This window comes from Paenibacillus sp. HJGM_3, assembly GCF_045062745.1.
Lineage (GTDB): Bacteria > Bacillota > Bacilli > Paenibacillales > NBRC-103111 > Paenibacillus_AA.
In genome coordinates this window covers 1-12,952 of record NZ_JBJGED010000011.1, presented here as the reverse complement: position 1 = coordinate 12,952, position 12,952 = coordinate 1, and the positions used below count along the sequence as shown (strand labels likewise).

The window sequence follows — 12,952 nt, the reverse complement described above, 5'->3', positions numbered from 1 at the left end:
AACACGGGTGCGCAATGCCGAAGGAGCTATCCTACTAAACGACCCGAATGCGAGCTGGATTGTGGAAGCCGGAGAAGTGAACCTGTTCGCCGTACGCTCCGAATCGCCGGGAGGGGTCGGCAAGCGTGAATATTTGCTCACCTTCACCGAGGGGCAGCTCATCGCGGGCATGGAGCACCCGGAAACTTCCGGCTACCGGCTGCTGCTGCAACGCACACAGGAGGCTAATCTTGTTCGCGTTCCATTCGAGTCCCCTCACGGATCGGGGCTAGAGTTGTCCGACGAGGCGCTCAGGAACAAACGTTTGGAGTTTGCAGAGACGCTTCGCCAATGGCTGATCCTGCACGGCATTCCCGCTCCTCCTGACTCTGGTTCTGTCTCATCGCAGGGTAATGTGGAGGAGGAGGAGACGGAGGATCTTGGTGTTGCGGTACAATCGGCCCAGTCAGATTTCCGGCGCGGAGTAAGCGAGTACCTGCACCGGCTCCGCTCCGAGGAGGAGAAGCGTCTCTCGCAGGCGATCGAGCTCGATGAGCGAAAGATGGCGGACTCGTATCGCAGTCTCGCGAACATTATGTCTACCAGGGAGCCGCGAGCCTATCGAAGTGCGGAAGGCACGTCGGACGATCCGCTAGAGCAGGCATTCCGGCTTATCGCCGCCCATATGCAGCTGATCGTACCGGCCTCCATCAACACCGCGGGAGACGATGCCGGCGAGCGAATCCGGAGGATCGCCCGCATAACGCACGTCCGCACTCGGGAGTGTATCCTCGAAATCGACTGGTGGAAACAGGATCATGGTCCGCTGCTCGCTTTTCTGAAGGAGGATGACCGTCCGGTTGCGCTAGTACCGGCCGCAAAAGGGACCTATGTAATGCACGACCCGTCGAGTCAGCAGGCGATCCGGATAACTTCCCGATCGGCTGCGGGATTGGCGAACCGGGCGTACATGTTCTATCGTCCCTTGCCGTACCACCCGCTCAAGATTTGGGATCTCCTTCTCTACAGCGCCAAGGAAAAAGTCGGGAAAGAGCTGTTCCTGGCCATCGCGCTTGGCGTATTCGGAGGGCTGCTGAACTTGGGCATTCCGCTCGCGACCGGGATGTTGATCGATGAAGTGATCCCTGGAGCGGAGCGCAGCCGCATCTTCGAATTGACGCTGATCCTGTTCGCTGTGGGCGTCGCTTCCTTCTCGTTCCAGGCGACCCGCATGCTGGCCATGCTGCGCGCGGAAGGGAAGGTGGACACGGCGGTCCAGGCGGCCGTCTGGGACCGGATCCTGAATTTGCCTGCCCCCTTCTTCCGGCAATATTCTTCCGGGGATTTGACGGTTCGGGCCAATCAGATCCATAAGATCCGGAAGATGCTGTCGGGTACCGTGCTGAATTCCGTATTCTCGGGCATTTTCTCCATTTTTCAGTTCGGTCTCTTGCTCGTCTACAGCCCTTCCCTGGCGGGGGTAGCGATCCTGCTCGTGTTCATCTCGGCCGCCGTTACGTTCGGATTCAGCTATTGGAGCATGCAGCTCGGGCGCAAACGGTTCGAAGGCAAAATGACCGGGTTGATCATGCAAATCATCCAGGGCATTGCCAAAATTCGGGTGGCCGGCGCCGAGAGCCGCATGTTCCATTACTGGGCGCGGAGTTATGAGCAGTTCCGCTCCATGTCCTACCGGCAGCAGCTCGCTGGTAATGGACTCATGACGTTCAACGCGGTGTTCCCCGCAATCACGACCGTCGTGCTGTTCTATAGCTTCGCCTCCATGTCCGAACCGCTCGGAACAGGTGCTTTTCTATCGTTCCAGAGCGCGTTCAGCGGTTTCATAACGGCGATGGTCGGCATCAGCACTTCCTTCATCACGGTAGCGCAGATCATCCCGGAATACGAGCGGGCCAAGCCGATTCTGCAGGCGGAGCCCGAGATCAACGAAGCGAAGGAAGACCCGGGCAAGCTGCGAGGCGCCATAGAGCTGTCCCATATAGACTTCCGATACGAGCCCGACGGGCCGCCCGTTCTTCAGGATGTCTCCATGAACATAGAGCCCGGCGAGTTCGTCGCGCTAGTCGGGACGTCCGGCAGCGGCAAATCGACTCTGATGCGCATCCTGCTCGGGTTTGAAGAGCCGCAGTCGGGCAGCGTGTACTATGACCAGCAGGATGCGGCGGGCCTGGACATCCAGCTCATCCGGAGCCAGCTCGGGGTTGTCTTGCAGAACAGTAGGCTTATAGCCGGGGACATCTTGAGCAATATCGTCGGGTCCTCCAATCTGACGCTGGACGACGCCTGGGAGGCGGCCCGGCTAGTGGGACTGGCGGACGACATCACGAAGATGCCGATGGGGATGTTCACCATGATCGACGAAGGCGCGAGTACGATCTCGGGCGGACAGCGCCAGCGGATCCTGATCGCCCGGGCGCTCGCGGGGAAACCGGCGATTCTGTTCTTCGACGAGGCGACGAGCGCCCTGGATAACCGTACGCAGAAGACGGTCAGCGACAGCCTCGACCGGCTGCGCGCCACGAGAATCGTCGTTGCCCACCGGCTGAGCACGATTATGAATGCGGACCGTATTTATGTGTTGGATAAAGGCCGAATAGTAGAACATGGCACGTACGGGGAATTGTTGGAACGGCAAGGCATTTTCACGGAAATGGCCAGCCGGCAGCTTGCTTGATCAGGAACAGAGGTGATACCGTGTTCATGCGCATACGCACATACGCAATCTTTATAGGGCTGCTTGCGGTTCTCCTGCTATCCGCCTGCGGCATGAAAGCCGCGGGTCCGGGCGAGGACGGGCACAATCAAGGGGCAGATCCCGCAGCGGCGATCCAGACTTCGAATCCGGCGGTCAGCGTTTTCCCAAAAGAACGCATTCCCGATCTGCCGCCCGACATCCGCCGTATCCATGAACGGGGCAAGCTGATCGTCGCCATGTATGCTCAGGATCGATTCCCGTACTTCTTCGTCGATCCAGCCGGCCGTCTCACCGGCAGCGATGTCGAGCTCGCTCGGGATCTCGCTCATCAACTAGGGATACAGGACGTCGAGTTCGACCGGAGCGCACAGACGTTCGACGAGATTATAGCCAATGTGAACCGGGGGAAGGCCGATATGGGCATCTCCAAGATCAGTGTAACGCTGAATCGGGCTCAGCAGGTGCTGTACAGCGATCCTTATGTGAAGCTGAACCAGGCTATTTTATTGAACCGCATTCAGTTCTCCCGGCTGAAAGCCAAGAACGGCGAGCAGATCGAAGCGCTTCGCTCCCGAGCCTTGCCGATCGGAGCGTTAGGCGGGACCTCCTACATGGAATTCGCCCAGCAATCGTTCCCGCAGGCGTCGATCCGGCCGTTCGACAATTTCACGAACTTGATCGAAGCGGTGAAGGCGGGGGAGATCATCGCCGCGTACTACGACGAGTTCGAATTCAAGCGGTATTTGCTAGACCATCCGGAGACACTGATCGACTTGCAGCTGCTAGTCATGAAGGAGCGAAAAGACGACTTGGCGATCGCGCTCCCTCCGGCGAGCGTGAATCTGCAGCAATGGGTCAATACGTTCCTTCGCAATCGGCCCCCGATCCAGATGGAAGCCGTGCTGAACACTTATCGAGACTCGCTGCCGGGTACGAAGAAAGGAGGGGGATGAAGTGAAGGCGCAATGGTTGAAAAAACCGTCGGTTGTTCTGGCGTCCATCCTCATCGGCGGGGCGATCGGATTGTTCCTGAAGCCCGTGGCGCAAGCGATCGCACCTATTGGGGACTTGTACATGTTGTTTTTAAAAATGCTCGTCATCCCCATCATGGCAACCGCGGTTATAACGAGTTTATCCAAGCTGTTCGCCGCCCGTTCCGTAGCCGTCAATCTGCGTCGCATGGCGCTAGTCTTCCTCGCGGGATTGGCTGCAGCGGCCGTCATCGGCGTGATCGTCGGACTGATCGGCCAGCCTGGGGCTTCGGTCGACCATTCGTCGCGGGAAGTGCTGGGGCAGACGATCCTGGAGCAGGAATCCGGCGAATCGCCGGAAGTGAGCGGGAAGTCGTTTGACTTTTGGAGTTTCTTCTATCTGCTCATCCCGAACAATATTTTTCAGTCGCTTCAGGGCGGAGACAATCTGCAGATCTTGTTCGTCGCCATCATCTTCGGCGCTGCAGTCGGCAAGCTGTCCAGCGAGCGAAGGTACGATGTGATCAGCGTCGTCGAGATGACCTACAAAGCGTTCGAGAAGATGATGGCCTGGTCCTTGTACGGCTTGCCGTTCGGACTGCTATGTATGATCGCCCATGAGGTGGCGGGGATGGGAAAGGATCTCATCTACTCGATGGCGACGTTCATCGCCCTCGTACACGCCGCCTGTCTGCTGCTGATGGCGCTGGGGAGCGTGCTCACCGCCGCGATGCGCGGCACCGGGGTATTCACGCCGATCCGGCAGATGAAGGAGCCGCTCCTCCTAGCCTTCGGCACGAGGAACAGCATGATGGCCATCCCTTCGGTGCTGGAGACGCTGCGTACCAAATTCCGGCTGAACGAAGAAGTGATCAATCTGGTCGTCCCGCTCAGCATCGTGATTTGCCGCTACAGCCTGGTAATCGTATTCTCCATCGGAACGATCTTCGTGTCGGAGCTGTACGGCGTAGAGCTCGGGGTTCAGGGACTGCTCCTCGTCCTGATCGGCTCTATCGTAGCGGCCATCGCCGGAGCTGGCGCGCCAATCCTGGTCTCCCTGTCGATGATCTCCCTGATATTGGACCCGCTCGGCCTTCCCTCCCAGACGGCGGTCGTGCTGCTCCTGTCGGTGATCACAATAATCGATCCGATTCTGACGCTCCTGAACGTGCTGCTGGCCGGCTTATCGACTATGCTGATCGAAGGCAGAGCCCAGCCTGTCAAGACCGCTCAACTTAGCTCGTAATGGGAAAAGAGAGGGATTACTATGCGCAATCGATTCCGCAAGCGGCATGGGGGATGGCTGTTGATCGTGTTGCTCTCGCTCGGCCTGTCCGGCTGCGGGGCAATCTCCGACGCCGACCGGCGGGCTGCCGCCTCGAATGCGGATAAGCATGAAGTGCTGATCGCCGCCGTATGGCCGTTCGAGCGAAACAACGATCTGTTCTCGGAGGGGCTGGACTTGGCCGTCGAGGAAATAAACGCGGAAGGCGGCGTTCTGGGCAGGACGCTGCGGATCGACAAATACGACGATCATTCCTCGGTCACCGACGGTCTACGAATCGCCCAGCAGCTCGCCGAGAATCCGCGGGTAGCGGCGGTGATCGGGCACCGGAACTCGTACATCTCGGTCCCGGCTTCCTCCATCTACGAACGGGCCGGGTTGCTTATGATGTCCCCAGCCTCGACCGCGCCTGAGCTGACGGGCCGCAGCGGCAGCCGGCTCATCTTCCGCAGCATCTCGAGCGATATCGCGCTTGCGCAAGAGCTGGCCCAATACGCGTACCAGCATAATAACCGCAGAATGGTCATCCTGTATGACGACAATGCCTATGGCAAAGGACTGGCCAAATCGTTCGAAAAGTTCGCCCAGGATCGGGGCATCGCCATCGTCGACCGGGTCGGCGATTACAGCGATCCGGCTAAACTGCGGGAGCTGAAATACAAGTGGGAGCAGCTGGCCTATGACGGCATCTTCCTGGCCCAGTCCAATCTCACCGCGGCCCAGACGGTTCTGGACTTGCGCGAAGCGAAGGCGGACGTCCCGCTATTCGGCGGCAACGCCGTCGATTCGGTCGAATTCCGCAAGATGACGGGACTAGCGGGAGAAGGCATTCTGGCCGGCTCCTACTTCTCGGCAGAGAGCTCGCGGGCTGCCGCGAAACGATTCGTCGACGCGTACCGGGTTCGCTATCGGTCCGAGCCGTCGCAATACGCGGCGCTGGGCTACGATGCCGTCCGCCTGCTCGCGCAAGCGATGACGCAAGCTCGATCCGCTGCTCCGGCCCGGGTCGCCGAGGCGCTTCGTGCGGTGCAGTGGGAAGGCGCCGTCGGCAAGCACAGCTTCTCTGACAACGGAGACGATAGCGCCGATCTGGTCGTCATCAAGGAGCTTCAGAAGGGCGTCTATCGAACGATCCAGGAGTAACAAGACGAGATAACCAAAATGCCTGTCTGACTAGCGGTATCACTCCAAACTCGAGTGCACGCGAGGGCGGATGATATAAAGAATTATAGGGAGGACTATTCCAATGTCTCAGGAAAACGTACGTTTGTTTTTTGCCAAAGTGAAGGAAATCAACGAATTGCAGGAGCAGCTGAAATCGCTGCAGCAGATGGCAGGCGGGGATCTTCTGAGTCAGGCGGTGAATCTGGGCGCCGAGCATGGGTATGAGTTCACCGAGGAGGAAATGAGAGACGAGCTGCAACAAATCTCGATCTCCACGGTGGAGGAGGGCGAGCTGAGCGACGAGCAGCTGGAAGCCGTAGCCGGCGGAGGCTGTCCGTATTGCATGACGACAAAGGGCAGCTACTGCATGTGTACGGGCAAATTCACCGAGAGCTGGTTTTAAGCCGGGATGATAACCTGGACGAGGGAAGAACAGAAGCGGCTTGCATTCGGAGCCGCTTTCCTGCGAGAACGTATAGCTTGGGCCTCGGGCGATGATTCGGCTGACGAGGAGAGGGGCGCAGTCCCTGAATGGTTGGAGACGTGGAGGCGGAACGCGGGAGGCCACGGCGGAGAACGGGCTTTCCTGCGACGGCTGTCCTTGGACGGGCTCACCCTCCGCGAGGCCCGAACGATCTTGACCGCAGAGAAGGCTCCGATGGATGAGGCGTTGCCGGATTGGGTGACAGAACTGAACGAAGTTTTCGCTTCTTCCGGGGAGGCGCCAGCATCTCCCGATACAAGCGGCGGAGTTCACGACACGCTGCTTCCGTTCCTGAGCTACGCGGAGCGCCGGCTCCGCAGCCATTCTGGCGCCGGGAGACTGGCGATGTTCGAGGCCGATGCACGGAATGACATGATCGAACTGTTGTCGCGGTCGCTGCAGCGTGTTTGTCATAAAGTGCATGCGGCGGAGCTGCGTGCATACGCCAGCCATCGTGACCCCCTGCACGCCATCCTGGGCAAGGCGATGTCTAAGGACGAGCTGACGCGGCATGCGAAGCGTTACCATGAGGAGCTGCTTGGCGGAGGCTGGAAGGCGCTGCTGCAGCAGTATCCGGTGATGGCGAGACGGATGATGATGACGATCGCGGGCTGGGTCCGCAACATGGCGCAATTCGCCGGTTGGCTGGAGGAAGACCGTCCGGATCTGGAAAGAACGTTCGGAGCTGCAGGCGGGAGACCGCTCGGACGTATCGTGAGCGTAACCGGGCAGCTCTCGGACCCGCACAACGGCGGACAATCGGTTCTGATCGCCACGTTCGAAGCCGGAGTCAAGATCGTCCTCAAGCCGCGCGGAGCGGGAATCGACGAAGCATGGAGGCGGTGGGTGGCTTGGCTCGAGGAGGAGGGACTTCCTGTATTTCGCGTCCCTGATGCGCTCGACCGTTCGAATCACAGCTGGACCGAATTCATCGAGCCGCTGCCGGTTCTGGACGAGCGGGAGGCCGAGCTGTTCTACGAGCGGGCGGGCACCCTGCTGGCGTTGGTTTATATGCTGGGCGGCGAAGATTTTCATATGGAGAATCTTATCGCCCATGGCACGCATCCGGTCCTCATCGACACGGAGACGCTGCTCCTCCACCGGGTGAAGCCCTTCGTCCTCGGGACGAGCGGGATGAGCTCTCAGCAGGTCGCGCATAACTTCCTCGTCGATTCCGTGCTCCGCACCGGCATGCTCCCGGTGTGGAAATCGGATGCCCGCGGCAATGCGGTTGATTTCAGCGGGCTGACCGGGCTGGAGAAAGGCGCGAGCAATATCCCGCATTTGGGCGGTCAGCCGCTGAACGTGAACGATTACCGCCATGCCCTGCTCCGCGGCTTCGAGCGTACGTTCGATTTCCTCGCGGCGCGGCGCGAGCTGCTGACCGGCGTCTCCTCGCCGCTGCGGCTGTTCGAGCGGTGCCTGCTGCGGACGATCACGCGCAACTCGCAAGTATACGGCGACGTGCTGGACCGTGTGCTGCATCCGAATTATCTACGAGACGGACGGGCATATTCGATTGAGATCGAACGGATGGCCGCCGCCTATTTCTTGCATGACGGAGGCGACGATTACGGCGACCTATGGAACGTGTTCGTCTCGGAAAGGAACGCCTTGGAGGAGGGAGACATCCCCATTTATTACGGGTATGCCGGGGAACGAACGCTGCGCGACCGCACGGCCCAGCTGCACCGCAGCTTTTTCATGGAAACCGCCTTGGAGCGGTGCCAGGCGATTCTCGGGCAGATGGACGTCCGTGAGCGCAAGGTGCAGACCGACTACATTCATGTATCGCTCTCCATGCACCGGGAGCCGGCGCATGGAGAGGCCGCGGCAGCCAAGGGTTTGGCTCGTCCTAGTCCGAGTGACGCAGTCCTCGCTGCAGATTTGCGAGAGTCCGCGGGGCCTGAGGATGGGGAGCTCCTGAATGATCGGTTCCTCCGGGAAGCGTATCGGCTATATGAAGAAATCATGGATCGGAGGATTCAGACGACGGACGACGACTTCACTTGGATCGTTCTGCAATTCGACGGGTCAACGAACCGAATGATGCTCGGCTCCATCAACATCTCTTTCTATGACGGCCTCATCGGGCTAGGCGTATTCCTCTCGGCGCTTTACCGGCTGACCGGAGATGAGAGGATCAAGCACCGGACGCTGGCGGCGCTCGCGCCAATACGGGCCAACCTGTATGATGCCTGGAGGCCGATGCCCATCCACCGCCTCACGCTTGGTTTGGGCAATGGCGTGGCCGGGATGGTTCGAGGCTTGAGCGCGATTTCCCGGAATCTGGGGGAAGAATCCCTAATGGACGATGCAGGCCATCTCATCCGCCACATCACTTCCGAGCAAATCGACACCGACCGGCAGCTCGACGTGTTCGGCGGCTCGGCGGGGATGATCTCCGAATTAGTCAACCTGCACCGGATACGACCGGACGATCGGCTACTGGAGCTGGCCGTACACTGCGGACAGCATCTGCTGGCCAAACGCCAACAAACCTCGACCCGCCACCGCGTATGGGACAGCGGCCTGGGCTACGCGCCGCTCACCGGAGCCGCGCATGGGATGGCGGGCTTTGCCGCCGCGCTGTTGCGTCTCGCGGCCGTGTCGGGCGACGATCGGTATTACGAAGCGGCGATGGAGGCGGTCGATTATGAGAACGCCTTGTTCGACGCGCAGCACCGCAACTGGCCCGACCTTCGGCTGAACGGAAGGGGAGAGCAGCCGGGACGGAGCGTCTTCATGACCGGCTGGTGCAGCGGCGCTCCTGGTATAGGGCTGGCCCGCCTGTCCAGCTTGCCCTATGTCCGGGAGCGCGACGCGTCCGTCTGGCGGACCGATCTGGACCACGCGGTCGCGTACGCAGCGAACTTCCCGGCCGACTCCGGCGATACGCTCTGCTGCGGCAATGCCGGGCGCCTCGACTTCCTGCTGGAAGCGGCGAGCGTGTTGGAACGTCCGGATCTTCTCGAGACGGCGCGGACGAAGGCCTGCCAGATGCTCGAACGCCAAACGAAAGAAGGCCATTACCGCTTCAGCGGCAGTGAAGGCGGCGTTGTGTTCAATCCGGCCTTGTTCCACGGAACGTCCGGAATCGGCTATGAGCTGCTTCGATGCATCGAGCCGTCCCAGTTGCCCAGCCTATTGAAATGAGTGAACCCGATTCGCTGTTCATGCAACAGCAGTCGGGTTTTTGCATCCTATTGGGACTAATCGCCTAGCGAATGGGCAATTAGGTCTATATTGGATTGTCGACAAGGATTTACATTCTCTCTTGCAGAATGAGAAAGGATTAGATCGCGTATGGTTGGACCTCGATCTGCTTGAAGGAGTGAAAGCATGTCCGATTTACGAGAGTACAAACTGGTGGAGACGGTCGGCCAGTTCCATCGATTCAGCCTGTACCGAGCCTTATACGCCAAGAACGGCCAGACGGTGTTGTTGAAGGTGCACGGCGGACAGGCGGAGGATCAGCAGCAGGACGTCTCCCGATTGCTGCGGGAATATCAAATCCGGGGTCAGTTGAACCACCCCCGCATCTCGTCCTGCCTGGGCATAGAGACGGTGGGCGAATCGGCTGCGCTCGTGCTGCAAGAGGCTAAGGGCATCCCGCTGTGCCTGTTGCAGTCTGGCCCTTCCATGCCGCTGCATGGCATCTTAACGATCGGCCATCAGATTGCTTCCGCCCTGGAGGCGATTCACAACCGCAAGCTCGTGCACAGGAGCGTCCGGCCCGATACGATGATCGTCGATCCCGAGACGTATGCGTTGCAAATGATTGACCTGAGCTGCGCGGAACCCATTGAGGCCCAATCGCCGGAAGCTCGGTGGAACGCTAGAAAAATGGAGCGAAGCCACTTTGCGTTCTTGTCGCCGGAGCTCGCAGGGTGGCTTCAACACATCGTCGATGTTCGATCCGACCTGTACGCTGCCGGCGTCTTGCTCTACTGGCTGCTAACGGGCGAGTATCCATACGATGCGGAGCATCAGGACGAATGGTTCCATGCGCTGCTGACGAGGGAGCCGACCGAGATTCGGGCGTACAGGCCCGATGCTCCTGAGCCGATCACTCGTATTGTGAGGCGGCTGCTGGCCCAGAATCCCGACGACCGATATCAGACCGCATACGGCTTGAAGATGGATTTGCGGACTTGCTTGCAGCTGTGGATTAAAACCGGATCCATTCCGGATGTTCCGCTGGGCGAGCACGACCGCAAGCGCATGTTCCGCATTCCCGACCGTTTGTATGGCCGGGAGCGCGAAAAAGCCCAAATGCTGCAGCACGTGGAATGGGTACGCTTAGGCGCCTCGCGCATCCTCTTCATCACCGGGACGGGCGGGATCGGCAAAACGACGCTCGTCCGCGAAGTATGCCGCGAGGCGGCAGGGGACCATTTTTTCCAAGTGGAGGGCCGCTTCGACCGGCTGCAGCAGGAGGTCCCGTACGCCGCAGTGATCGCCGCGTTCCGCGAGCTCGTGCGTCTAGTGTACACACGCGACAACGGCCGGCTCCCGCAGTGGAAAACCCGCTTGCTGGCGGAGCTCGGCAGCAACTCGAGCTTGCTCTGCGAGGCCGTGCCCGAGCTGCGATGGTTGATCGGCGATCCGCCGCAGGTCAAGGCGCATCCGTCTCATGAGCTGCAGCATCGCTTCCGGCACGTCGTGCGGCAGTTCATCCGCACCGTAGTGGACTTCCGGCCGATCCTCCTGTATCTGGACGATCTGCACTGGGCGGATCCGGCCTCGTTATCCTTACTCGCCTCGCTGTTCACAGATCCCGAGAGCCAGGGGCTTCTCCTGATCGGCAGCTACCGCGATATCGAGGTCGGGGCGGAGCACCCGCTCCTCACATTCATCCGCGAGGCCGAACGGTCTGGGATGGCGGCGGTCCATATTCCGCTCGAACCGCTGCCGCCTTCCGCGATTCACCGGCTGCTGGCCGAGACGCTGCACTGCTCGGAGCAGGAAGCAGAGACGCTCGGGCGGACGCTTCGGCTGAAGACGGCCGGCAATCCGCTCTACATTCGTCAGCTGTTGAGATCGCTGGCGGACGAGGAATGGCTCGTCTTCGACGAGAGTCGGGAGATCTGGCATTGGGGCAGCCAAGTGCTGGACCAGCTTCCATTCGCGGAGGATATCGCCGCCTTCATGGAGCAGCGCCTCGCCAAGCTTCCGGACCCGTGCCGCCGCGTCATGGCGGTCGCGGCCGTGCTCGGGGAGCGGTTCGATATCCGGGACCTTGCCCGCGTCGAAGGAGCCGGTTCCGATGAGACGCTGGAGCTGCTCTCGCCGGCACGGCGGGAGGGGATGATCGTGCCGATCGCGCATACGGAAACGACGCTGCCGCCTGCGGCAGACACGCTCTACGGATTTCTGCACGATCGCATTCGCTCCGCCGCCTATGACGGGATGAGCGAGCCGGCGCGACAGGCGGCGCATTGGCAAGCCGGCCAATTGCTGCTGAAGCGGAGCGACGAGGATCAAAGCTTCTTTGCCGCCGTTCATCATCTCAACCTAGGGAAGCCGGCTTCCGTGAAGGATGAGGACCGAATAGCCCTGATCCGTTGGAACGCCGAGGCAGGCGGCAGGGCGAAGAAAACGGCTGCGTTTCAGTCCGCCCTGCAGTATTACAGCTCGGGCTTAGAGCTCGTACGCGTAGACGATTGGTCGCATTCGCCCGCCGTCGTCTACGCTCTATATGCAGGGCAAGCCGAGTGCTTGACCTTATGCGGCCGTTTCCCGGAAGCCGAGCCGATCTTCGACTTGCTGTTCCGTCGTGCGAGCAGTCCGCTCGATCAGCTCAGCGTATACCGGATGCGCATGATGCATGCATTCCTTCAAGACCGGTACGCGGAGGCGACCCGCTTCGGGGTGAAGGGCTTGAGGGACTTTGGCATTCAATTGTCCGCATCGCCTAGGATGGCCGGTGTGTTGTTCGGCTCTTTAGCGATTAATGTGCGATTGAAGCGTACCCTGGCCAGCCTGACCGGGAGGCCGAAGGCAGAGGAGCCGGAATTTGTCGCGGCCATGGATGTGCTGTCCATGGCCTGTACGGCTGCGGCGCTCAGCGACCGCAAGATGTACGCCTACTTAATCTATCATTTCATGCGGGTTTCCATAGAGCGAGGCAATACCGACTATGCGCCGGTGGCTTTCTCTTCGTATGCCCTGATGCAGGGAATGATTTTCAAGCAATATCGGACCGCCCACCTGCTCGGGAATACGGCCGTTCAGCTCGCGGAAAACCTCGGGGACGACTCGGTACGGGGCCGAACGTACAGCATTTACGGCTCGTCGCTGTTGGTCTGGGGCTTGCCTGCCCGGGAATGCCGCCCTATTCTGGAGAAGGC

7 protein-coding genes are annotated in these 12,952 nt (G+C 60.2%); all 7 read left to right on the top strand.

Annotated features, from left to right (window positions below):
* Positions 1-7 precede the first annotated feature (7 nt).
* Positions 8-2,674, top strand: coding sequence for an NHLP bacteriocin export ABC transporter permease/ATPase subunit (locus tag ACI5FR_RS13865; RefSeq protein WP_405455128.1), 2,667 nt, complete (start codon positions 8-10; stop codon positions 2,672-2,674).
* Between the two features lie 26 nt (positions 2,675-2,700).
* Positions 2,701-3,648 carry an ABC transporter substrate-binding protein gene (locus ACI5FR_RS13860; RefSeq protein WP_405455126.1) on the top strand — a complete coding sequence of 316 codons (948 nt, stop codon included), beginning with the start codon at positions 2,701-2,703 and terminating at the stop codon, positions 3,646-3,648.
* A gap of 1 nt (position 3,649) precedes the next feature.
* Positions 3,650-4,912 carry a dicarboxylate/amino acid:cation symporter gene (locus ACI5FR_RS13855; RefSeq protein ID WP_405455124.1) on the top strand — a complete coding sequence of 421 codons (1,263 nt, stop codon included), beginning with the start codon at positions 3,650-3,652 and terminating at the stop codon, positions 4,910-4,912.
* Between the two features lie 21 nt (positions 4,913-4,933).
* The gene (locus ACI5FR_RS13850; protein ID WP_405455122.1) at positions 4,934-6,094 is read left to right on the top strand and encodes an ABC transporter substrate-binding protein; all 1,161 of its coding nucleotides are present in this window, start codon (positions 4,934-4,936) and stop codon (positions 6,092-6,094) included.
* A gap of 103 nt (positions 6,095-6,197) precedes the next feature.
* Entirely contained in the window at positions 6,198-6,518 is a 321-nt protein-coding gene (locus tag ACI5FR_RS13845) for a Nif11-like leader peptide family RiPP precursor (RefSeq protein ID WP_405455120.1), read from the top strand.
* A 6-nt stretch (positions 6,519-6,524) separates the two neighbouring features.
* Entirely contained in the window at positions 6,525-9,755 is a 3,231-nt protein-coding gene (locus tag ACI5FR_RS13840; RefSeq protein ID WP_405455118.1) for a type 2 lanthipeptide synthetase LanM family protein, read from the top strand.
* 186 nt (positions 9,756-9,941) lie between these two features.
* On the top strand, positions 9,942-12,952 hold a 3,011-nt coding region (locus tag ACI5FR_RS13835), incomplete at its 3' end, for an ATP-binding protein (protein WP_405455116.1).